The organism is Streptomyces sp. NPDC002536 (assembly GCF_053594995.1).
In genome coordinates this window covers 1-22,153 of record NZ_JBSFWU010000025.1, presented here as the reverse complement: position 1 = coordinate 22,153, position 22,153 = coordinate 1, and the positions used below count along the sequence as shown (strand labels likewise).

At 68.5% G+C, this 22,153-nt stretch carries 17 protein-coding genes and 2 pseudogenes; 11 read left to right on the top strand and 8 right to left on the bottom strand.

Features of this window, described 5'->3' with window-relative positions; translation table 11 throughout:
- The first annotated feature begins 565 nt into the window (after positions 1 to 565).
- Positions 566 to 1,549 carry a hypothetical protein gene (locus ACWD4B_RS11985; protein WP_451420637.1) on the top strand — a complete coding sequence of 328 codons (984 nt, stop codon included), beginning with the start codon at positions 566 to 568 and terminating at the stop codon, positions 1,547 to 1,549.
- A 132-nt stretch (positions 1,550 to 1,681) separates the two neighbouring features.
- Here ACWD4B_RS11985 and ACWD4B_RS11980 read toward each other — a convergent pair whose 3' ends face one another.
- From ACWD4B_RS11980 to ACWD4B_RS11965, 4 genes are all read right to left on the bottom strand, one after another.
- Complete coding sequence (locus tag ACWD4B_RS11980) at positions 1,682 to 2,362, bottom strand: hypothetical protein (RefSeq protein ID WP_451420636.1); 681 nt, start codon at positions 2,360 to 2,362, stop codon at positions 1,682 to 1,684.
- Positions 2,363 to 2,725: 363 nt separating this feature from the next.
- A complete protein-coding gene (locus ACWD4B_RS11975) occupies positions 2,726 to 3,301 on the bottom strand; it encodes a hypothetical protein (RefSeq protein ID WP_451420635.1) in 576 nt (191 codons plus the stop codon).
- Between the two features lie 174 nt (positions 3,302 to 3,475).
- A complete protein-coding gene (locus ACWD4B_RS11970) occupies positions 3,476 to 3,676 on the bottom strand; it encodes a hypothetical protein (RefSeq protein ID WP_451420634.1) in 201 nt (66 codons plus the stop codon).
- The gene (locus tag ACWD4B_RS11965) at positions 3,607 to 4,629 is read right to left on the bottom strand and encodes a transposase (protein WP_451420633.1); all 1,023 of its coding nucleotides are present in this window, start codon (positions 4,627 to 4,629) and stop codon (positions 3,607 to 3,609) included. Before ACWD4B_RS11965 ends, ACWD4B_RS11970 begins: the two co-directional genes overlap by 70 nt.
- A gap of 325 nt (positions 4,630 to 4,954) precedes the next feature.
- Between ACWD4B_RS11965 and ACWD4B_RS11960 the strand changes: the two genes are divergently transcribed.
- Entirely contained in the window at positions 4,955 to 5,407 is a 453-nt protein-coding gene (locus tag ACWD4B_RS11960; RefSeq protein ID WP_451420632.1) for a hypothetical protein, read from the top strand.
- A gap of 3 nt (positions 5,408 to 5,410) precedes the next feature.
- Here ACWD4B_RS11960 and ACWD4B_RS11955 read toward each other — a convergent pair whose 3' ends face one another.
- The gene (locus tag ACWD4B_RS11955) at positions 5,411 to 6,100 is read right to left on the bottom strand and encodes a hypothetical protein (RefSeq protein WP_451420631.1); all 690 of its coding nucleotides are present in this window, start codon (positions 6,098 to 6,100) and stop codon (positions 5,411 to 5,413) included.
- 144 nt (positions 6,101 to 6,244) lie between these two features.
- Positions 6,245 to 7,507, bottom strand: coding sequence for a helix-turn-helix domain-containing protein (locus ACWD4B_RS11950; RefSeq protein WP_451420630.1), 1,263 nt, complete (start codon positions 7,505 to 7,507; stop codon positions 6,245 to 6,247).
- Here ACWD4B_RS11950 and ACWD4B_RS11945 point away from each other — a divergent pair.
- From ACWD4B_RS11945 to ACWD4B_RS11915, 7 genes and pseudogenes are all read left to right on the top strand, one after another.
- Positions 7,496 to 8,116 (top strand): annotated as a pseudogene (locus tag ACWD4B_RS11945) (hypothetical protein); the annotation flags it as partial. The gene ACWD4B_RS11950 and the pseudogene ACWD4B_RS11945 sit on opposite strands and share 12 nt — an antisense overlap.
- Positions 8,116 to 8,688, top strand: coding sequence for a transcriptional regulator (locus tag ACWD4B_RS11940; protein WP_451420629.1), 573 nt, complete (start codon positions 8,116 to 8,118; stop codon positions 8,686 to 8,688). The pseudogene ACWD4B_RS11945 and the gene ACWD4B_RS11940, both read left to right, overlap by 1 nt.
- A gap of 426 nt (positions 8,689 to 9,114) precedes the next feature.
- Positions 9,115 to 9,810 (top strand): TnsA-like heteromeric transposase endonuclease subunit, encoded by a 696-nt coding sequence (locus ACWD4B_RS11935; protein WP_451420628.1) that lies wholly within the window; start codon positions 9,115 to 9,117, stop codon positions 9,808 to 9,810.
- Positions 9,807 to 11,927 carry a transposase gene (locus tag ACWD4B_RS11930; RefSeq protein ID WP_451420627.1) on the top strand — a complete coding sequence of 707 codons (2,121 nt, stop codon included), beginning with the start codon at positions 9,807 to 9,809 and terminating at the stop codon, positions 11,925 to 11,927. The genes ACWD4B_RS11935 and ACWD4B_RS11930 overlap by 4 nt, the downstream gene beginning before the upstream one ends.
- Entirely contained in the window at positions 11,924 to 13,045 is a 1,122-nt protein-coding gene (locus tag ACWD4B_RS11925) for an AAA family ATPase (protein WP_451420626.1), read from the top strand. Before ACWD4B_RS11930 ends, ACWD4B_RS11925 begins: the two co-directional genes overlap by 4 nt.
- Positions 13,042 to 15,381, top strand: coding sequence for a TniQ family protein (locus ACWD4B_RS11920; protein WP_451420685.1), 2,340 nt, complete (start codon positions 13,042 to 13,044; stop codon positions 15,379 to 15,381). The genes ACWD4B_RS11925 and ACWD4B_RS11920 overlap by 4 nt, the downstream gene beginning before the upstream one ends.
- Before the next feature lie 110 nt (positions 15,382 to 15,491).
- Positions 15,492 to 15,917: a hypothetical protein gene (locus ACWD4B_RS11915; protein ID WP_451420625.1), complete on the top strand. Its 426-nt coding sequence runs from the start codon at positions 15,492 to 15,494 to the stop codon at positions 15,915 to 15,917.
- Between the two features lie 397 nt (positions 15,918 to 16,314).
- Here the strand turns inward: ACWD4B_RS11915 and ACWD4B_RS11910 are convergent, their stop codons facing one another.
- Positions 16,315 to 17,346 (bottom strand): hypothetical protein, encoded by a 1,032-nt coding sequence (locus tag ACWD4B_RS11910; protein ID WP_451420624.1) that lies wholly within the window; start codon positions 17,344 to 17,346, stop codon positions 16,315 to 16,317.
- A 139-nt stretch (positions 17,347 to 17,485) separates the two neighbouring features.
- Between ACWD4B_RS11910 and ACWD4B_RS11905 the strand changes: the two are divergent.
- Together ACWD4B_RS11905 and ACWD4B_RS11900 are read left to right on the top strand one after the other, a co-directional pair.
- A pseudogene (locus tag ACWD4B_RS11905) lies at positions 17,486 to 17,608 on the top strand (transcriptional regulator); the annotation flags it as partial.
- A gap of 474 nt (positions 17,609 to 18,082) precedes the next feature.
- On the top strand, positions 18,083 to 18,877 hold the full coding sequence (locus tag ACWD4B_RS11900; RefSeq protein ID WP_451420623.1) for an MBL fold metallo-hydrolase: 795 nt from the start codon (positions 18,083 to 18,085) through the stop codon (positions 18,875 to 18,877).
- A 118-nt stretch (positions 18,878 to 18,995) separates the two neighbouring features.
- Here the strand turns inward: ACWD4B_RS11900 and ACWD4B_RS11895 are convergent, their stop codons facing one another.
- Positions 18,996 to 21,554 (bottom strand): Helicase associated domain protein, encoded by a 2,559-nt coding sequence (locus ACWD4B_RS11895; RefSeq protein WP_451420622.1) that lies wholly within the window; start codon positions 21,552 to 21,554, stop codon positions 18,996 to 18,998.
- Positions 21,555 to 22,153: the final 599 nt, after the last annotated feature.

The window sequence follows — 22,153 nt, the reverse complement described above, 5'->3', positions numbered from 1 at the left end:
GACTAACTTCCCTGCCGAAGGACAGCGCTTGTTGTCACCGAGCGCGGTTGCACAACTGCTCGGCCCACGCTCTCAACGGATCGGCCAGTTCCTGGTTGTGCCCGCGGGAGACGGTTTGCAGGAGTTCGGCGACGACCACCGCCTCGCCCACCCACGCCGCGGGCGTGCCGAGCTCTGCGAAGCACCCGCGGACGCAGTCTGCGGTGCCGGGCTGAAGAAGGCTGTAGGCGTAAAGAGCGGACCCGCAGCCTTAGCCCGCCAGCAGGGCGGCTCTTGATCCGACCTGCCGCGCCGTCCCCGACGCCGACTGGACTCTCGGCTGAACGGGTGGATTCCGGGCACGACGCGGGCCTGGTACCGGTCAGGCTGGTCACGTTGCGGTCTACCGTGCTCGTCGCGGCCGGTGGTGTAGCCGTGTTCCTCAGACGCTACGGCCCAACAGCGTCGAAGCAGGGAGCGAAGGAGGTCAGCTTCGCACCACGTGTTGTTGCTCGATCAGCGTGATACGGGAACGGCTCACTCGCCGTACCGAAGGGCCGGCGGTACGGGGAAGAGGAACCTCCCGATGCGACACAACCGCGTCAGCAAGCTGGCCGCGCGGCGCACCGCCTACACCGGCGAAACGTATGACCAGGCACGCTCCGCACTGGCGCCGGAGCAGCCGCCGATTCCCGCACCGGCCTCCCGCGATCAGCTCCACTTCGAGGCCGACGTCTTCCACCAGGTGGTGGAGTCACACCGCGACTTCACCCAGTACACCTTCGGCATCCGACGCGTCCGCCCTGCCCTCGACTCCCTGGAACTGGAGGCGGAGAGCGAGGACCGGGGGGACAGGCTCCTGCGCTTCCTGCTGCCGGTCCATGAACCCGAAGGTGAGGTCCACGGGCTTGTGGGTCTGCGCATCCGGCAGCGCACGGCCCAGGGCATCGAGCTGCACCAGTCCGGCCGGAAGACTTCCGTGTGGCTGACCGGACTGCCGGCGGCCACGTGGCGACGGATTGAGACGTCCGTGCTGGAGCACACCGCGGATCTCGGCTGGCGCGCCTTGTGGCGAGGACCGGATGACTGGACAGAAGAGGAACTGCTCTTCGAGCAGCAGTGGAACGGCGACGAGTACACACGGAACTTCCACGCCGGCGCCTGGTGCACCAGTGGACTGCTGCGCCGTCTTGGCATCTTCCACACGGCCGTCGCCGCGGACTTCGTGACGGCCTACAAAGGGCTGGGCATCAACGGATACGACGGGTTCGGTCCCGTGCGCTGGTGCATCGACCTCATCCACCGCACTGGTGCCCGGTACCTGAACGACGGCCTCGTCACCGCGCTGACTGACGCCGACTTCGGTCTGCCCGTCGCCCCCGCCCGCCACCTCGACCACATCTACGGCGACTTGACGCCGGGCGTGGTTCGGCTGGATGACGCGGCACGGACGGGGCTGATCGAGCTGCGCTTCTCGGCTTTCGACTACAACCTCACCGAGCCGAAGTACGGCGAGATGGCCGCGCGGATCCGGGAGCGTGTGGATGCCGTCCTCGCGTCGGCCGCCTGAGCGCGAAGTGCCCGCTTGCCCCGCGACGAGCTGCGGCAGGGGCATCGTGCCCGGGGCGTGCTGGCGTCCGTCCGGCACCGGGCGGACGCCAGCACACCGGTGATCAGGTCCGGGCGGGTTCCTCGTCCGGGGCTACGAGCGTCGCGCCGGCAGCCGTCCGGGCGCAGGATTCCAGCGCTGCCGGCAGATAGTCGAATGCCTGCTGGTCGTCCGGGTGGTTGGCGTGCAAGGCGGCGAGGAACGCCTCGAGAGGGTGTCCTCGAAGGCGGGTTCCGACCAGCTGCCGTCGGCGAGGCCTTGTCCGACGTGGTGAATGAAGCTCTCGGATCCGTCGACGGGCTTGCCGGTGAGCCCGTCGAGGTGCTGCCGGACCTGGGGTGTGAAGTATTTCTGGACGGCCTGGTGGTCCCGTACGTCCAGGTACATGCGCAGCCGGTCCGGGGAGACGTGCTGTTCCTGGAGGTACGCGGTGATGGTGCCGATCAGCAGGAAGAGGTGGTCTTGGGCGTCGGTGAGCCGGCGGAGTCCGTTGCGCTGCCATTCGCCGAAGTCGTCGCTGTAGTAGCGGCCCAGGCTCAGCGCTTGGTGGAGGTACCGGGCGATGCAGTTGGCGTGGTGGCGCACGAGGTTGCGCAGCTCCAGCGGAACGGGGTCGTCGTCTCGGACGGCGGCGGCAGGGTAGTCCCCCCGTTCGACACGGTCGAGGTGGGTGTACCGGTCCTCACGCACGTCGGCCAGAGCCTGGTGATACTGCTGGCCGGTGGCGTCTTGGCGCCGTCGGGCGTCCTTCTTGCGGGCGTAGTAGTGGCTCACGACACGTCCTCCTCCGGCAACAGCGCCTGCCCGTGACCCAGCGTGCTGCCAAATGAGCAGGGGGATAGCCGCACCGGTGAACCGTGATGATGCGCAAGAACCTTCAGGCCGTTCGTGCTCTTCCGGTCACGGGCCGGACCCGAGCTGGGCCGGGCCGTCACGGCGGCCCATCGGATCCACGACACCACAATCCCGCGGCGGAGACCGCGATGTCACCCCGGCGTGGTGGGTGAACGCGCAGGTCTCGAGATGACGGCCGCCCGGAGAGCGGTCATCCGGAATGGCAGAGGGGTGAGTACCGGTCGATGCGGGGCGTACGGGACCGTGCCCCCCGCATCGCCCCGCATGAGTGCGTCCGGCCGCTCAGTAGGAGAAGGTGGCCGAGCTGGCCTGGTCGTTCATCGCGTCGCCCACGTAGGGGACGGCACCGCTGTAGGACTGGCTGAAGCCGAGGAAGTCGGCGTTCTGGTAGAGGGTGATGGTCCTGCAGGCGCCGGTGTTGACGGAGCTGACGCGGTCGTTCCAGTCGGCCCCGAAGCGGTTGAAGTAGCGGGTGCCGCAGCTGCTGCCCATGAGCATGAGGGAATCGCCGCCGAAGTCCTTGTCCGCGTAGATCGTGGCGAGGACCTGGTCCGACTGCGCCGCGGCCAGCGCCTTCCGGGCGCCCGCCGAGCTGTTGATCCGCGTCTGGAGCGTCTTGTCCAGCGTCGCGGCCTTGGCGTCGTTCGGGGCGTCGGTCACTCGGCCGTGCGTGCCGAATGCAACGGCTTCCCGGTAGGTGCTGAAGCAGGACCGGGCACCACTGTCGACGTTGACCACGCAGTGCCTGGCCTCGGCGGCCTTGGGGGCGGTGCCCTGCTGCGCCAGGGCCGGGGTGGCGGCCGCCACAGTGGCCAGGGTGCCCAGCGTCAGAGCGAGTGCGGTGCGTGTGGATCTCATGTTTGCTCCATGGGTGAGGACGGTTTCCGAGGAGCCGGAGCGCTGCGCGCCGGCTGCTGGCATGGACACTGCTGCCTCACGTTCAACAAAGGGTCAACACATGTCGCCGACCGCCTCCGACGCGCTGCGACCGAGACTCAGCTTGACTCTGTCGGGGATCTTGGGCGGTCGGGCTCAGCTGCCGAGGGTTCGCCAGGACTTTGACCGGGGGATCTCGTTCTGGTCCAGGAAGGCCTGGAAGGCGGTCGATGGTCTCGGTGCCGAGGGTTCCTCGGTCGCTGACTGACCGCTGAGTCGTTCGATGTTCACGGCGATGGCCGTGAGGATGTGTTGCAGGTGGGCTTTCGACTGTCCTCGGTAGCGGCAGCAGCGCATGCCATGTCCGTGGGCGAACTGGTGGCCACGTCCGTGATCACATTGACGCTGTCGGGACCGCACGTCTTGGTGAGGTGGGCGGCGAACCCCTTCCAGCGGATGATGTGCCCGTGGCGGACGTAGCGCGCGGTGGTGTCATATGGGGAGACGATCGCCGCTGACGAGGGTGGCAGTCCGCCGTCCTCATCGGTGCGCCAGCGCAGGCGGCCTGCTGGGTCGCGGTAGTAGTTCTGCACGACGATCTGGCGCAGGGCCTGGGCCTGCGGGCCGGGCCGGTGCAGGCGTTCCAGCAGGCGGCAGGCGTCCTCGCCGGCGGACAGGATCCTCGTCTTGGGACGGCTGGGGTTCTTGCCCAGACGCACCGGACGGCCGTAGCGGCGGCCCCAGTCCTCGTCGACCAGGCCGGTCAGCAGATGCTCCACCGTGCGGGCCGCCTCTTCCAGCGCGGCACGAACCGCCTCGGTGACCAGTTCCAGCCGGGTCAGGTCGCGGACCGCGGCCAGCATGTGGGTCGAGTCAGTACGCTGAGTGGTGCGCTCACGCACGAGCCCGGCGTCCTTCAGCTGGGCCAGAGCCAGATCCAGGAGACGGTCCGCGCGTCCGTCATGCAGCAGCCGCTCACGGAAGTCGGCCAACACGCTGTGGTGGAAGCCGGGATCATCCAGGTCCAGGGCCAGGCAGTACTTGAAATCGATGCGGCAGCGGACCGCCTCCGCCGCTTGGCGGTCCGACAGGCCGAGCAGAAACTGCAGCACGCTCACCGTCGCCAACTGCGCAGGTGACAGGCCGGGGCGTCCGTCGCGCGGGTACCAGTCGACGAAGTCCTCGTCGTGCCACAGCCCGTCCAACCGGTCCCGCACCCACATCTCCGTCGTCCCCTTCGGGTTGCTCGCCCGCGCGATCTGCGCAGTCAGAGCGGGAACCAGCTCACCGGAACGGGGACGGAGCGACAACAGACACCTCGGCAACTGCATCGGGCTTCGAAGAGCCCTGAGCATGCACCCTGATCATGCTGGCGCACCGGGAAACTACAAGATCACCGACAGAGTCAAGTTGAGAAGCCGTCGCGCATCTTCGACTGATCGTCACGTGGCGTGACAGACGAGGGATCGTCTGCAGAGAAGCGACGGCAGCGAGCGTTCATCGCACGGCCGGCCCAACCGCCCGCAACGAGTTCTCTCCGGCCTGATGGCTCGTAGGGCCGGTGCCCATGGACGACATCGAACTGCGTGACGACCCGCCCCGCTCCACCACTGGTGAGGACGAGGAGGCCGGGCGGTGACGGCCACGGGTGAGGCGTTGCTGCTGGTGCCGGTCGCCGTGATGCCGGGTACCGATCTCCAGGTCCTGGGCCAGCAGCTTGCCGATGCCGTGGTGCATCTGCCGTACCCGGCGGCCGCGATGCTCGCGCCGGTCGACGTCCCGCCGGAGATCGTGGCGGCCACGCGGGTGCTGGGGGAGCGGCAAGGTCTGGCGGAGGCCGCTGCGGACACCGGCATGTTCTACGCCCGTCTCTGGGTGCGCCCGCCGGGGCAGGTGACGGACTTCGAGGTGGCGGTGGAGTGCGTGCAGGTCTGGCAGAAGCACGTGGAGGGTGTAGCGCGGTCGGGTGCGACGACGGTGGGCTGCGTGCCCGCGCCGAGCGCGGACGGCTGGCTCGCCGGGATCGCCGGCTGCCGCATTCTCCTGCGTACGGCTGATGCACCGGAGGGGCTGATCCTGGAGGGATGATCATCAGGCGGGCGGCGTCGCCCCGGGCAGCTCTCCGGCGAAGTCCCACCACTGCTCGATGGTCCACACCACAACGCTGGAGCGGTCGGTGGACATCCGCAGCCACACCTCCTCGCCGCCGGGCATGAGTGCCACCTCCACGTGCGGCTCGTCCCACGTCCCCAGCGGGTACATCCATCCGATGCCGTCGGGCCAGGTGCGCATCGCGACCGTGCGCACGCTCAGCGCCGCGGCCATGGCATCCAGGGCTGCGCGCGGTATCCGCACTTCCGCTGGCTCACGCCCGAACGCTTCCATTAGCCCCCTCATTCCGCGGCGAGATTCACCAGCTCGTCGCACATCACAGCCTGCCAGACCGAGACATAACGTCCGGTGGCGAGAGTTCACTGATGAGACGTACGCCGCAGCAGTGACTCTGCCCTCGCGGGCGGCTTCCTCTGCTGGGGTGAGCAGCTTCTGCGTCAGAGCAAGAGAGCCTTCCCAGGCTTCCTCTGCGATGTGCTGGGCGAGCGCCTTCATGGGTTCGATCATCGCGCCGCGGTTACCAGTTGCGATGATGGTCATCTCGTTGGCCACGTATGCACACTCCGCTCCGGGCCATGCGGGCAGGTGCGCCCCCGCGTAGGCGGCCGCAGCCTCGTACTCACAGGGTTCCTCGAACTGCACGGTCAACGTGTAAAGCCGATCGGACATCGGCGCACTCCTTACATCGACGCACGCTTCAGGTCCCGTAGATGGTTCCTCCTGGCAGATCAGTTCCTAGCCGATCAACGACCACCGCGACAGCAAGGGTGTGAGCCCTGCCCCCATACAGCCCAGACCAAGGGCCCGCCGCCGCTATCGGTGCCCGATGGCGGCGGAGAGCTCCCGTACGCCGTGTGTGCGGGGGTGGCGCTGGATGAGGTCGGTGGCGACCTGGCGGATGGCGGGCCGGTCCCGGACTTCGGCGGGTGAGGCGCGGAGGGCTTCCAGGAGAGCGTCCGCGGTTTGCTGGGGTTTGTTCCATTGCCACCAGGAGCGGGCGAGGTCGGTGTGCATGCGGGCGCGGCGTTCGGCGGTGGGGAATTGGCGGGGGTGGAGTGTGCGGCCGGCGTGGAGGGCTGCTCCGGCGTCTCCGAGGGCCCAGTGGACGCCGACTTCGTAGAGGGTGACGGCGGCGGGGCTGATGGCGAAGGTGGCGCCGGTGGGAGGCTGTTCGGGCAGGCGTGTGGCTGCGCGTGCGGCTTCGCGGATGTAGGTGAGGGCCTGGTCGCGGTGGCCGGCTCGGGCAGCGGTGTAGGCGGTGGTGCAGAGCATCTGCGCGTACGCCATCGCGTACGCCTGCGTGGCCAGTCCGGTGGCTTCGACGGCGGCGAGGGCGTTATCGACCAGGCGCTGGGCTGCCTGGGGCTGGCCCTGGTGGCGCAGGACGATGCTCAGCTCCCGGGAGGCCGCCGCGGTGGCGACGGGGCTGCTGGAGAGGTCGGCGTAGGTGATGGCCCGGTCCGCGGTCAGGCGTGACCGCTCGTAGTGCCCCACCTTGGTCAGGACGCGGGAGGCCAGGGTGTAGCAGGCGGACAGCGTCGCGTAGGTGGTGTCCGTCCGGGTGCGGGTTGCGGCATGTGCGTCGGCGAGCAGGTTGGGGAGGGCTTCGAGGAGCTGGGCGTGGCGGCCGCTGTCGAACAGGGCCTCGGCGCGGGCCAGTCTGCCAGCGACGGGCAGGGCGGCGGTTGTGCGCGGGGCGGGGATGGCGGCGAGCGCGTCGTCGATGCCGGCGAGGAGCTGGAGGGGGCCCGCCACTCCGGCGGCGGCGAGCAGTGTGCGGCGGCGCAACGGGTCCTCCTGGGCGTGACGCGGACCGGATGGCGCCACTGTAGTGGCTGCGGTCACACCGAGGCCGACAGCAACGGCCAGAACATGTGCGGGGAGCCCGACTTCGCGTGCGGCACGCCGCAGCAGGGCCAGGTCGGGAGTGTCGTGGCGTTCCAGGCGGGAGATCGTGGAGGCGGAGCAGCCGATCCTGCGGCCCAGGTCGGTCTGTCGCCATCCGTGGTGGGTGCGGCCCAGGCGGATGAGGGCGCCGGCCTGGTGGCGCTCGATCAGGACGGCGGCCTCGCCCATGACCGTCGTCGCGCCGGTGTCTACCTGATCACCCCGCCCGCCTGGGAGCACGAGGCAGTGCTGCCCAACCCGATCGGGAACCGGGACGAGCCGGGACCTTTGTGGGTGACCGAGCCGACCCTGCGTCTCCTGCTGCGCCTGTCCGGGCCGAAGTACGCTCTGTGCGCGCCCCCTGAGATCCACGAGTCCTACACCTCCGGTGCTACGGAGAACCTGCTGGAGAAGTTCCGCATCGCCCTGAAGGACGCGCGCGACACCGCTATCGCCGAGGGCGACGAGGTCACTTTGGAGTATGTGAAGGCGATGTACTCGAAGTTCGTCTCGACGATGGGGGAGTCGAACTACAACCGTGAGCTGTACCGGCCGGACTGGATGCACATCATCCGCTCGCAGGCGTTCTCCAACCTGTGGCTCAAAGCGCTCAAGGCCCATGACGAGGGCCTGACGGTCGTGCGGGCGATGGGCACCGACGAACTCCACGTCATCGGTGACTGGCGCAGTGTCTTCCCTGAAGGCCGGGGCGTTACCGAAGTCAAGGTCAAGAACATCTACGCCGCCGGAACGGACACCGCCGGGCACACGGAGACGGAAGGGGAGGGTGGGGAGTAGTGCCGGAGAAGAACCTCGACTTCGGGAAGTTCGGTGCCCGGGGTATCAAGGGCAGTGACGCCGTGGCCCGCAAGCTCGACGAGCTCGCGGGCGGCATCGCCACCCCGGTGACGGCCAAGCGCGGCTGGATAGCGCGCCTGCACTACCTGACGAAGACGGGCAAGAGCCGCCAGGCCGCGCAGGACGCGGGGCTGACGGTCACGGACCGGACGCTCAAGGCGTGGCTGGAGGGCAAGCGGGCGCCGTCGAAGGCGAACTTGGAACGCATCGACGCCGCGTACCGGGTGGTGCGCCGTCAGAACGTGGCCCGTCACCTCCTCAGGCGCCTGAACCGTGAGGGTCGCGGGACCCGGGTGGAGCTCCACCCCCTCGACCAGTCCCAGGTGGCCCGGCCGCACCAGCGGGTGGTGGAGTACCGGACGATGAACGTGCGCCGCTGGGACCGTATCGTCGGTGCCTGGGCGGCGGGCGATGACCAGGGCCTCGATGCGGCCTGGGATGACACGATCGTCGACCTGGGGTCGCAGTGGGGCCAGTACGAGTACGTCACCAGCATCGGCTTCGCCGCGTAGAAGACTTGTAGGTTCTCAGATTCCGTGTCATTTTCTCAGATCCGGTGTCAGGCGGATGCCATGTTCTGAGAATGCGCTGGTCACGGCTTCGGGCTGGGCGTCCGGGGTGAGGATCTGACACGGAGTATGAGAATTCCTCTGGGTGACATGGTCTGAGAATTCTGCAACTGCCCTGGTCATGGCGTCGGCACATGACATGGCGGATGAGAACCTACCGGGCTGCTGCTCCCGGCCGCGGGGCGTTCTTACGCGGGCTGTCAGATCTGACGCGACAGTGAGAATGGCTGGTCAGCTGGCTCACCCGATCGGGTGACGGGCCTGCAAAAGGGCCCTCTGTCCGCTTCAACTCATGCCAGCGTGGCGCGGGTTGGAGCGGAAGTGGGGGCGTGAATGCCTGGGCCGGAGCGGGAGGTCACGGCGGTCAGGGTGAGTGTGCGTCACCGCGACGGGGCGGTCGAGGAGCGGGCGTGGGACACGGCGCCTGCCGCGTTCCTGCAGCCGGCGGCGCCGTGGCGGACGTTCCGCTGGTACGAGGGGCAGCGGCACTACTCGGGAACGTACTGGTCCGCGACGACGGGCGGTCACGTCATCTACGAGTCGCGCCTGGAGCTGGCGAGGCTGCTGTTCGCGGATTTCGACCCGTCGGTACGCGGCATTGTGGCCCAGCCGTTCCTGCTGACGGCCGTGGTGCACGGCCGGCCGTGCACGCACATCCCGGACTATCTCCTGACCGGTGATGACGGGCCGGTGGTGGTGGACGTCAAGCCCGCCTCCCGGCTGCTGCGGCCGGAGGTCGAGCGGACACTGGGCTGGACCCGGCAGGCCGTTGAAGCACGTGGCTGGCGGTATGAGGTCTTTCACGAGCCGCCGCCGGTGGTGCTGGCGAACATCTGGTTCCTGGCCGGCTACCGCAGGCCCTGGCTGTTCAGCCCCGAACTCGTGGAGGAACTGCGCCGTATCAAACTCGACGGCAGGGATCTGGGCTACGCTGCGGCATGCCTGCCCGGCCGGCCCGGCCCCCTGGTGCGGGCGGCGGTCTACCACCTGCTGTGGAACGGCCACTTCACCGTGGACCTCGGCCGGCTGCTGAGTTCGTCGCGGGTACTGCGGAGGGCGTCGTGAGCGGGGCCGCGGTGCGGGTGGGTGTCGGGACACGTTTCCGCTACGACGGCGAGATGGCCGAGATCGTCGAGATGACCGCGACCGCGGCCGGCAACGAAGCTGTCCTGAAGGACGGGCGGGGACGTCTGGTGCGCCTGTCGGTGAGGGAGCTGCTGTTCTCCGGCCGCGCCGAGATCGTTCCCGAGGAGGCGGGACCGTCCTCGCACGACGCGCAAGAGATCGCTTCCGTGGTGCTGTCCCAGTTGGACGACGCACAGCGCGAGCAGGTCATGGAGCGTGCCGGGCACGTCCGTGAGGTGCTCACGGGATACCGCTCGGGCAGTGCTGAGCTGGCCCGGCCCGGTGAGCCCCGGCCCGAGTACGCCGCCGCGGTGCCGCTGGAGGCCCGCTACCGTGCCAAAGCCCACGAGCTCGGTGTCACCGACCGCACGATCCGGCGCTGGGCCGCCGCCTACCGCCAGCACGGCGAGGCCGGGCTCGCCAGCCAGGGACGGGGAACAGGCAGGGCCCAGGCCCGTGTGGACGACCGCTGGGTGGCAACGGCGCGGGAGGTGATGGCCGAGCACACCAGTGCATCGAAACCGTCCCGCAAGATGGTCATCACCCGCACCCGGGCCAGGACGACCGCCCGGTTCGGGGCCGGCACGGTGCCGGAGCCCAGCCAGGCCACCGCCTACCGGGTGCTGGCCCAACTCGAGCGGGAGCACCCGCTGTTCAGGCTGAGTACGAAACGCAACCGGGACATCGCCGCCCGCCCGCCGGGCCCGTACGGGAAGCTGCGCCCGGCCAGACCGGGGGAGTACCTGCTGATGGACTCCACCCGGCTGGATGTCTTCGCGTGTGATCCGCTCACCCTGCGCTGGGTACAGGCGGAGCTGACCATCGGCATGGACTGGTACACCCGCTGCATCACCGGGATCCGCCTCACTCCCGTCTCGACGAAGGCGGTGGACGTCAGCGCGGTCCTCTACCAGTGCTTCCGTCCCCGCCCCGCTCCTCCCGACTGGCCGTGGCATGCGGTGTGGCCCGAACACGGCATCTCCCGCACCGTGCTCCTTGATGCCGGTGCCGTCCAGGGCCCGGGGCTGGCCACGCCGCCGCTGGTGCCCGAGACCCTGGTGGTCGACCACGGCAAGGTCTACGTCTCGGAGCACCTGACCTCCGTCTGCCGCCGGATGGGCATCTCCCTCCAGCCCGCCCGGCTGCGCACCGGCCGGGACAAGGGACCGCTGGAGCGGTTCTTCCGCACGCTGCGCGAGGACCTGCTGCAGGCGCTGCCCGGCTACAAGGGTCCCGACCTCGCTTCCCGCGGCAGCAGCCCGGAGGATGAGGCGTTTTTCTTCCTGGACGAGCTGGAGGCGATCATCCGCCAGTGGGTGGCGGTGGTCTACCACCACCGCCCGCACACGGGCCTGGTCGAGCCGGGCCTGCCCGGGCTTCAGCTGTCTCCGGCGGTCATGTTCGAGCACGGCATGGCCCGGGCCGGCTACATCGAAGCGCCCAGAGACCGGGATCTGGCCTTTGAGTTCCTGCGCACCGAGTGGCGCACGATCCAGCACTACGGGGTGGAGATCGGCGGCCGCCGCTACCGCGGAACGGGCCTGCCCGCCCCCGGCACACGCAGCCCCTACGACGGCCCGGGCACGAACACCTGGCCGTTCCAGGTGGACCCCGACGACATCACCCGGATCTACTTCCGCCGCCCCGACGACCGCCAATGGCGCGCCCTGCTGTGGGAGCACGCGCCGCCGGACGGGATGCCGCTGAGCGAGGACGCCCTGACATTCGCCCGGAAGCTGGCCGCCTCGGCCTACCGCTTTCCGGACGACCGGGTGGCCGTGGCCGACCTGCTTCAGCGCTGGCGGCTGGGGCTGGGCAACACGCGCACCGAGCGGCGCATGGCGCTGAGGCTGGCCCGCGAGGCCGCGATCGCGCTCCCCGAAATCATCCCCACCGAGGCCGCTCCGCCACCCGCAATCCCCGGACCGGGCCCCTGCGCGCACCAGCCTGCAGCCGATGCTCTGGCACAGACAGGTGACGACGACGCCGCCGACTTCGACGACGACCTCGGCTCTGACGGGGACGACTTCTATGCCGACGCCCTGGAGGACGTGTGAACACTACGGCGGACCCGCTGGACTTGGGCAATCTGGCGCTGTCACGCAAGGAAGACTTCCACGCGTTCGTCACTGCCCCGCGGCGTGAGCGGCCACAGCCGCTGACCAGGACGGAACTGACCGCTCTGAGCTCCGGTGCGCGGGCCGCCTACAACCGGCGGCGGCGGGTGTGGCACGCCAACCTCGGCCCGGTGCGCACCGCGCAACTGACATCACTGCACGAGGACTTGTGGGACATCATCGACAGCAATCTGCAAGACGGCGACAAGGCCAAGGGAGCTGTGGCCGTCGATGCGTTCCCCGGTCTGGGCAAGACCACAGCGGTGCTGGCGTTCGCGCGGGCCTTTCACCGCCGGGAGATCGCCGAGCAGGGAGAGCTGACCGGGCAGGGGCATGAGCGGTGGCCGGTGTGCCGGGTCGGGCTGAGCGGCAACACCGGGATGAAGGACCTCAACCGGGCCGTGCTGGAGTTCTTCGGCCACCCCGGACGCGAGCGGGGCACCACCGCCCAGCTCGGCAAACGCGCCCTGGACTGCGTACTGTCCTGTGAGACTCGCCTGCTGATCCTGGACGACCTGCACTTCCTCCGATGGCACCACAGCAGCGGCATCGAGGTCAGCAACCATCTGAAGTGGATCGCGAACGAGTTCCCGGTCACGCTGCTGATGGTCGGCGTGAACCTCGCCGACAAAGGCCTGTTCACCGAGGGCGGCACCGCCAAGGAGACCGTGCTGGCACAGACCGGCCGCCGCACCACCCGCCTGGGCATGCGCCCCTTCACCATCGACACCGACGTCGGGCGCCGCGAATGGCGCCGACTGCTGCTCACCCTCGAACAGCGCATCGTGCTCACCGACGCCTATCCCGGCATGCTCGCCGACGATCTGTCCGACTACCTCTTCGCCCGCTCAACCGGCCACATCGGCTCGCTGATGACCCTGGTCAACCGTGGCTGCCAGCGCGCCATGCGCTGCGGCGTCGAACGGCTGGAGACCGGCCTGCTGGATGAGGTCAAAAACGACGAGGCCGCCGAACAAGCCCGCCGGGAACTCGCGGCCGCCCTCGATCGGGGCAAGCTGACGTCCCGCCCGCGCCGCACCCGGCGAAAGGCAGCCTGAGGCCCGTACTCACGCGTACCCTCCCGCTGCGCGTTGACCCGCTGCCCGGGGAGGCGCTGGACTCCTGGCTGGAGGCGGTGTCCGCGAGAACGGACACCCCTTTCGGGCAGACCCTTCACCATCTCGGGTTCCCGTCCAGGACCCAGCAGTCCCGCGGCGCCGGCGATCTCAGACCGCCCGACTGGACGATCCTGCTGCGGGATGAGGAAGCTCACCGCCTGGCCCGCGCAAGCGGATTGACCCCCGAGACCATCACTGCGATGACACTCGTCCGCTACTTCCCGCACGCCATTCACCTCGACCTCGAGCGCCGTCACGTCGACCGCAAACTCCTCTGGGGGAGGGGCAGCGGATCGCGCTACTGCCCTGACTGTCTGCGCGAACACCAGGGGCGATGGCAGTTGTTCTGGCGCCTGGGCTGGGCATTCGCCTGCACGCGACACCGGCGGCTCCTCGCCGACGACTGCCCGGACTGCGGCCGCTTCCCCCGCCACCGCCCCCACTCCGGACAGTCCGTTCCGCGTCCCGGATTCTGCGGCCATGCCCCCCGCCAGCCGGGCGCCCCATACACCCGAGGATGCGGACATAGGCTCGCGAACACCTCGTCACTTCAACTCACCGAAAAGCACCCGGCACTGCAGGCGCAGAAGCAACTCAAGGAGATCATCGAGAACCCGACGGTGATCACCTCAGGCGCCTACACTCACCGCCCACAGACCACCCGTCAGGTCCTCCTGGACATCCGGGCCGTCGCCCAACGCGTCCTGACCAACCTGCCGGACGAGTACCTGCCCGAGCTGTTGCCGGACGACCTGATCACTGCCTACCTCAGGTCCAAGTCGTCCGCCTCTTCAGTCCCGCACCATCCCCGGCCAGGGTTCCTGTCACCGGGAGAACCTGCCCGCCGCCCCGGATTCATGGCCCCCACGCGTGCGACCAGCACCGCAGTCGCGGTCACTATCGCCTTGCACATCCTCAACGACCCCGACGTCCGGACCGGAGGGGCACTGATCCGAACCATCCACCAGGCCCGTCGCCCACACCTGACCCAACCAGTCATCGCCAGCAGCATCGAAGACTGGGGCCGCGAGCTGAGCCCGGTCCTCGAGGCCATCCACCTCGCCTCGATCGCTCCCACACTTCGCCCCAGCCTGCAACTGCGCTACCGCACGGCGACCGGCTTTCCCCGGCGACCGGAGGCAGGTCCTTCCCCCGCAAGGGAACGGGCGAGGAAAGTCCCGACGATCTGCTGGCCGCCATGGACAGCACGACTGGGCACACTCGACGGATATCCGCCCCGGACACTGGCCTCCGCCTTGTCCGTCCTGCTCCTGACGACGGGGCAGGACATGACGTTCAAGAACGCCATCGACAGGCTCAGCTCGCCGATCGACCCTCTCACCGTTTCCCGGGTGACACGGCGCCTTGTCCGCCAGCAGTCATGGAACGAGCTATCGCTCGCGCTCACCCACCTCGCCGACCATCTCGATGACCGCCCCGCGGTCATCGACTATGAGCGACGCCGGACTCTCGACTACGAGCAGTTGCTTCCGGACCACCGGTGGCAAGAGATCCTCACCCGGACCGCGGCCCCAGCGGATCTCACGCGGCTGATCGGAGCCGCCCGCAACGGCTTGATCCGCAGGATCAGCGGGACACAACAGGAACTGGTGATACGCAAGGCATCAGCCTCTGCAGCTCAACTCCGATCGCAGCAAGCGCAGTTCAGAAGACTTGCTCCGCCGGAAACGCTTGCCGCTCTGGAGCGGGAAGCGCAGGAGTTCCTGACCGGACAAGGGATCAAGGGCGAGCCCGTCGCATGGGTGCCTCCGCTCCACCTCCTTGACGGCCTTCAGATCTCCGGCACGGACACCGCGAGCAGGGCTATCCCTCTGCCGCACGCGCTCGACACCTACGGGCTCTGCTCCGACAGCCAGCAGTATGGGGCCGACTTCACGCCTGAACCCACCGGCTCGATCGGTCTGTCTCCGACCGAGGTTCTCGCACCGGCCATGACCAGCCGCTATGCATGGCTGCGTCTTGAACGATTTGCTGCCGCCACCGCCTATCCCTCGATGATGCAAGCCGCAGCCGAGATCGGAGCCCCTGCCCGACAACTCTCGGAACACGCCCTACGCCTTGAACGAGAACTTGGCCGCAAGCTCCTCGTCCGGGCGACGTCCAAAACCCCGCAACGGCTGACTCCCGATGGAGAGCAGCTCGTCACGGCGATTTGCGCGGTCTCTGCAGAGGAAGTGACACAGCTCGTGAGACAAAAGCGCCGGACAGTTCCTGAGACAGCCGACGAACCCGCTGTTCAGAGCGATGGCACATGACGCAGGGCACGAGATCCTGCACCGCAGCACGGCCGGAGTATCGTCATGGCCTCGTCCAACGGCGCGCCCGTATCCGGTGGCGCGCCGTACTGCGAGGAGGGTCCCCGTTTATGGTGCGGAACACTTTCGGTACGGACCGCTGGTCTGGTCTCGAGTGGGTCGTCTGGCAGATCGTCGTGGACGATCCCGAGAACCGGATCAGCGCGCCGTACGAGACTGCAGGAATCGGGTTCATGCTCGCTGAGGAGACCCGCGCGCCGATGACCGAGCTTGCCGCCCGGCTGGGGTGCGTCTACGAGGGCTGCAAGGACGACGGAACCTTCGGAAGCGACAACGATCCCTGCTACGCCTGGTGGGTTCGCGTGCCGGCAGCCGAGCACGCGCGCCGGGGCCCGTGGGGCTGGCCGGTCGTCGTGGAAGAACTGCAGGCATACCTGGACCGGGAGTATGCCGACCAGCATCACTGGCACGCACTCGTCGACGACCGACGAACCGCGGCACACGCAACGGGGCCGGCAGCACCCTCTCCGGCCTGAGCGTCCCCGGACAGAAGGTATCCGGGGACCGTCTGGAGGGGGAATAGGTGGCCTTCTGCACAGACACAGGAGGCGGAGGCGGCCTCCTGGCCGGGCGGGCTGGCGCAGATGGCTGGTGCCTCCGCGGTAGGGTCCGCGACCGGCGCCGACAGGCGGCATGTCGGCGGGCGGTGGCTGGCCCGGTGGGGAGTTCCCGCTCGCCCTCCGGTTCCGTCCCGTTCCGCAGCAGGCCCTGGCCGCCCTCCACGAAGGAGAGCGGCCGGGGCCTGCTGTGAGTCCGGGAGCGAGCCTGCTGTGCAGTTCCCGTTGGCCATGTGGTGATCACGTCGTGTGGCTGTGTCGCCCCGGGAGCGGTCGGTCGCTCACGCGGGTTTGAGGAGCCGCACTCGTGTATGTGTCATGTAGCGGGTTTCTGCAGCCAGTCTGCTTCGGTGGTCCAGAACATGTGGCGCGCACCGAGGTAGTCGTGGGCGAAGTCGGTGAACCGTTCGCGGGTGTACGGCTTGCCTGTCTTGGGGTCCTTGGCGTTGATGTCGGGTTCCTGGACGGCCATCGCGATGAGGGGAAGGGCATCCTTGTATGCGTGGAGGAACTTGTAGGAGTTCTCCATCTGGTACTTGCGGTCCGGCAGGGTGTCCGGTCCCCCGATGCCGATCTTCTTGTCCCTGGCGAGGTCGAACATCTCCTTCATGCGCTTGTGGTCGTCGTCATCCGGCAGGAAGTTGATGTACTGGATGAACTGCGTCTTGGTGAAGACCTTCTTGCCGTAGCGCATGTTGTCGATCTCGGCATCGATGTAGGACTTCGAGGTGTACTTGGTCTGGTCCGTCTTGGTGTCCACCTCGACCGCGGTCTCCGGGAGGTTCACCCCGGCGAGCTTTCCGTCGAACTTCCGCGCCATCGCCTTCAGCATGGCCTGGAAGTCCGCCCGCACATTCTTGTTCCACTGGGCGGCCATGGCCCCGTGGGTGGTGGGGTTGTCAGGGTTCTCATCGATCGTCGGCGCGACCCCGCCCTCGTCCTTCACATACTGGGGGATGTTGGCGTCCTTCATGGCGACGTCGAAGAACCGGTCCTGGACCTGGACGAACAACTTCTTGTGACGTTCCTGGAGATACTTCAGGGCATCGTCCAGCCGCGACCACTTGTACTCCCCCTTCTTCCCCTCGAGGGCCTTCCAGGGCGCCACTACCTGCACGCCGCCGATGTCCGGACGGTCAATCATGGCCTTGATCTTCGGGTTCTCGCCGGACGTGGCATCCTCGAAGTCGCCGAGCGACATGTACAGATTGTCCGTCACCTTGCCGTGGGACACGGCGGCGGCCTTGGCAGGGGCGGGGGCGGGAGCCGCGACGGCGACCCCGGCGCCGGCCGTCAGGGCGACGGCCGTGAGGACAACAGATCCGACTGCACCACGTTGCGTCATCATGAACGAGACGCTAGGGGGACGTTCTTAGCGAAAGATAAGAGCATCCATTAATGGATGTGGGCACCTTCGGCTTCAGTCTGGGCAGGCCGGGGAGCAGCTTCACCTTCATGCGGTGAGGTGGTAGCTGAGGCGGGCGGGGCGTCTGTACCGCGAGGGTCGCGGGACCCGGGTGGAGCTCCATCCTCTCGATCAGTCCCAGGTGCCGCGGATGGAGGAATACCAGACGCTGAACGTGCGCCGCTGGGGGCACGGGGCGGCTGGTTCGGCGGCCCGGGCCGGGAGCACTTGCCCATGGGAGGCGATGCTCTCAGGCGGCGACCGTCGCCGGGCGGACTACCGCGAGATCCGCCACCCGGGTACGGAACTTCCTCCACCTCGCCGGTGCGGTACGGCTGGGCGGCGGTCACGATCACGCCGTCCTGAACCGGCTGCTCGGCCCCTTGGCGCAGTGCAGGACCGCACCGCGATGACCAGCGCAGCGCCTGTGCCAGCTGGTGCTGAGTCACCGGCTGGATGTCCTGAGGTTGATCACTCGTAGCCGGATGAACTGTGCCAGAGCCGCCGGGTCGCGCGGGGCGGAGAACTTCAGCAATGCCTGGGCCGGCCTGCCCGGCGGTGCTCGTGGCGGTCCCCCGTGGGAATGCCCGGCTACCGGGGGCGGTTGCAGCCGACGACCCGCGAGCGGACGCCGGTTCCGGCGCGGGCCCATGACGGACGGTTGCGGGAGGGGTTGTACGTGAAGATCGGCGACATCGAGGTCCTGGCGGTCATGGACGGGGTGGGCACCGAGACCGCCGCCGAGATCCTCACCCGCCCCGGCACGGACGACCCGTGGACCTGCCACGACCATCACCGGGAGCCGGACGGCACCCTGAACCTGCCACTCGGCGGCTTCCTGGTGCGCAGCGGGCACAGGACCGTCCTGGTGGACGCCGGGGTCGGCCCGTTCGACGACGGCCGCTACCGCGGGGGCGCGCTGCTGGACTCGCTCGCCGCCCAGGGTGTCGCGCCCGAGGACGTGACCGATGTGGTCTTCACACATCTTCACTTCGACCACGTCGGCTGGGCCGCGGTCGAGGGCCGGCCGGTCTTCCCGCGCGCCACCTACCGCGCCCACCGCGCCGACTGGCAGCACTTCGTCACCGGGCAGGCCGCGACTCCCGAAGCCGTCGCCAAGCTCACCCCGCTCGAAGGCCGACTGGAGCTGTTCGACACCGACTTCACCCTCGCCCCCGGCATCGACGCCCTCCACCTGCCCGGCCACACCCCCGGCACCACCGTGTACGTGCTCTCCTCCGGCGGACGCCGTGCGCTGCTGCTGGGCGACGTCGTCCACTCGGTGGTCCAGTTCGGCGAGCGCGACTGGCAGGTGATCTGGGACGTCGACCCAGCAGCCGCGTCCGCGGTGCGCAACCGCATCGCCGACGAGGCCGCCGGCACCGAGGACCTGCTGGTCGCCGCGCACTTCCCCGGCATGCGCTTCGGCCGCATCCTCGCCGCCGACGGCAACCGCCGCTTCGTCGCCGTCTAGCGCTGCTCCGCGCAAGTGCGGCCGCCGGGCACGCCACGCTCGCCAGCGATGGAACCTGTTTTGTCAGGGGAGGCCAGCAGATCCAGATGGACCCGGCCCTCCAGCATTCTGGTCGCTTCTACCGCGATCCCTTGCTGGTTGCGGTGGTGGTCCAGCGCATGCCCAATGTGTCGAGGTCGGTGCGGCGTTGTGCGGTGAGTTTGTGGGCGCGTTTGCGGATGTTGTCGAGGACCATGCCGAGCTTCACCGCCACAAGCTCCTCGGCACCGCCCTGACGGCCTGCCAGCCCGCCTTCCGGCTCCAAGTGCTCGATGTGCTTCCTGGGGACGTTGAGGTGTCCTTCACGGGCGTGGAACTGCCGTGCGGCACGTAGGTTGAGTGCCCACTTGTCTTCCTGTGTGCGTTTCACGGGCCGCTCGTCCTCCTCGGCCGGAGCAAGGCCGAGGACGTTGGCGAGGAGCCATTGCTGGACGGGCCGGAGCATGTCCCAGCTGAGGCGGCAGGAGGTCACCCAGCGGCCGAGGTCTTCGCCCTGCACGATCACCTCACCCGCAACGGTCGGCACCGCTCCGCCGCCCTCGAGATGGGTTTGGGTGAGGCGGAAGCATCGCTGCCATCCGGTGTTCCACGCCGGGCACCAGCCCGGGTCGATCTCCTCCAGCGCCTCACGCCGTGCCTCGGTGAGGGCTTTGGCACTGGACCTGACGGGGAGGCCGGCCTCGCGGCGCTCCGCGATGGCATCCGCGAGCCGGGCGGCGGTGCGTTGATTTTTCGCCCAGGTCCCGACAGGGTAACCGTCCCAGACGGCGGTGGCCGGCGGCAGGAAATGGCCGTGGACCGAAGCCCAGTTGCGGGCGGCGGTGAGTCCTTCCTCGAACGCGACGTCCTGGTGCGACCACACCATCCCGAGCCCGTCGAGCTCGGCGGCGCGGGCCGGGGCCAGACGTCCGGCCTTGTGAAAGCGCCGCTGATCGGCCAGCCACGCGCCCAGCGGAAACCCGGCCGGCGACCAGTCGTCCGGCGTGACGAAGTCGTACGGCACCTTCAGCTGCTGAGCGCCAGTCTCCTCCACGTACCGCACGACGGCCTCGATCCCACGCCTCCAGAAGCTGTTCTCCGGCTCGATCACCCGCAGCTTCACGAACCGGGCCAACTGCGCCGGATCCCGCGGCGTGCTGAACTTCAACAACTCCCGCGCGGGCGCACTCGGACCCGGCTCACCCTCCGGCCACTCCTGGTCGCCCTCACCGGTTTCCTCCTCCGGCATGTAACTGCCGCTGCGCCGCCGGGGGTCGGTGAGAGCTTCGATGGTGTCGGTGTCGTGGGCGCGGAGTGCTTCGAGGACCTTGGCGAGGGTGTTGTAGGCCGGAGAGGTCAGCATTTCGTCCGGAGTTTCGCCTGGCGCGAGGAATACGGGAACGATAAGTGACGCGATTTTTCCTTCACTGGGCTTGATGCGCAGAGCGCGGCCGACCATTTGCACGATATCGACCATCGAGCCCCGCGCATCGCAAAAGGCGACGGAATCACAATTCGCTGTATCGACCCCTTCACCCAGCACCTTCACAGAGCTGAGCACGCGCAGTGCCGCAGGCAGCAGCTCCTGCTCCCCGCCGCTGCGCCCCGGGCGCTCGATGACGTCGGAGGCGAACTCGGCGAGCACGGCCCGTCGGTGGCCGGGGGCGTGCTCGCCGCACAGCCAGTCGGCCCACACCCGACCCGGCACGGGGAATCGTCGTGGATCGTCCTGCCACAGCCGCTCGGCGACGTCGACGACTCCAGTGGCCATGGCCTCGGCCTCGCTGACCTTGCTGTGGAACGTCAGCACCTTCCGCAGCCCCTCCTGCGCCGCCGCCGTCAACACCCCGGTCTGCAGCGCCGCCAGCCGCGCCCCACGCACAGCGTCCGAGCCGGGGCCGGCGACCTGGTGCGCGTCGTGGAGCTCGGGGTCGCTGATGTCGACGCACAGCACCTGGTAGGGGGCGACCAGTCCGCGGCTGATGGCATCGGACAGGGTCAGCTTGAACGCCACGGGCCCGAAGACGGCGGAGCCGGGGTCCATGCTCGCGATCAGCCGCGGCACCTCGTCACGACCGCTTCCGGCTGCCTCCCAGACGCGCGCTGTGGCGGTCATGTAGAGCCGGCGGGCCGCCGGGATTTTGGCCTGGTCATGCACGGCCGCCCACGGCTTGCCCGCGTCTCCGCTGGTGCGGTGCGCCTCGTCGACGACCATCAGGTCCCACACGCCCAGCCCCTCGTCGTGTGCGCGTTGGAGGATGCCGAGGCCGACGGCGGCGTAGGTGGCGAAGACCGTCACCCGCTCCAGTCCCCGTACCCATGCCACGAGTTCGGCCGGATCCGTCGTGCAGGGCACGCTGTCGGAGTCCTCGGCCCGTAGCGAGCAGACCCCGATCATCGCCCCGGTACGGCCGTCCTCCCGCCATGCGGCTGCGGTCTGTGTCAGCAGATCCAGGGTCGGCACCAAGACCAACACCCGCCGCGCAGCCAGTTTTTGGGCGGCCTCAGTGGCGATCAGCGTCTTGCCCGAGCCGGTCGCGGCGATGACCTGGGTCCGTAGCCCCTCAGCCGGCATGTGTCCGCCAGCAGGTGTCTGCAGAGCGCGGAGGACGGCATCGACGGCCTCCACCTGATGCGGAAACAGTTCTTTCCCCGGCATGCAATTTCCCTTCCTCGCTCGCGTCTGACGTTTTATTGGGTCAGCTAGAATCCGGTTATGCCGGAAACCAGAGGGCCGGATGATTGGCTTTCTATCCTCTTCGTGAACGGTTTTCCGGGCCGCGCGTTGTGTCCCCGTTCCGGTCTCCGGGCCCTGTGGTGGAGGTTGCTTGTCTATCCATAAGTTAGCGGGTCTGGCAGGATGACGCACGCTGCTTGTTGGGAGTGTTCTGGTCTGTTCGTTCCTGCTATCCTGGGACCCTTGTAGTGAGCGTTTCCTGGCATGTCCTATCCGCACTCCATCCCAACGACAGGTCGACATCAGGCCCTCTGAGTCCCCGTCACCCGAGGCACCGCCACCTCCCGTCCCCTCCAGCCAGCCCTAGGAACGCGCGGAGCGTGTTCCGTCAGGCCGGATCGCGGAGCGATCCGAGCCTGAGGTCAACGGAGTTGGCCTCCCGGGCCACGGAGTGGCCCGGATTCTCGGGACGAAGTCCCGGAGTGCCGAACGGAGTTCGGCACTGCTTCCGTCGCGTAGCGACGGCGCGAGATCGGAAGAGCGTCGGGTTGCGAGAGAGTGGTCGGTGGTTGGTGGGGGAA

Excerpts from the sequence above, each read along its gene's own strand:
- ACWD4B_RS11955 (WP_451420631.1), bottom strand. The coding sequence starts at position 6,100 with ATGTCCGATCGGCTTTACACGTTGACCGTGCAGTTCGAGGAACCCTGT.
- ACWD4B_RS11910 (WP_451420624.1), bottom strand. The coding sequence starts at position 17,346 with ATGATGACGCAACGTGGTGCAGTCGGATCTGTTGTCCTCACGGCCGTC.
- ACWD4B_RS11985 (WP_451420637.1), top strand. The coding sequence starts at position 566 with ATGCGACACAACCGCGTCAGCAAGCTGGCCGCGCGGCGCACCGCCTAC.
- ACWD4B_RS11895 (WP_451420622.1), bottom strand. The coding sequence starts at position 21,554 with ATGCCGGGGAAAGAACTGTTTCCGCATCAGGTGGAGGCCGTCGATGCC.
- ACWD4B_RS11950 (WP_451420630.1), bottom strand. The coding sequence starts at position 7,507 with ATGGGCGAGGCCGCCGTCCTGATCGAGCGCCACCAGGCCGGCGCCCTC.
- ACWD4B_RS11975 (WP_451420635.1), bottom strand. The coding sequence starts at position 3,301 with ATGAGATCCACACGCACCGCACTCGCTCTGACGCTGGGCACCCTGGCC.
- ACWD4B_RS11970 (WP_451420634.1), bottom strand. The coding sequence starts at position 3,676 with ATGCGCTGCTGCCGCTACCGAGGACAGTCGAAAGCCCACCTGCAACAC.
- ACWD4B_RS11915 (WP_451420625.1), top strand. The coding sequence starts at position 15,492 with ATGGTGCGGAACACTTTCGGTACGGACCGCTGGTCTGGTCTCGAGTGG.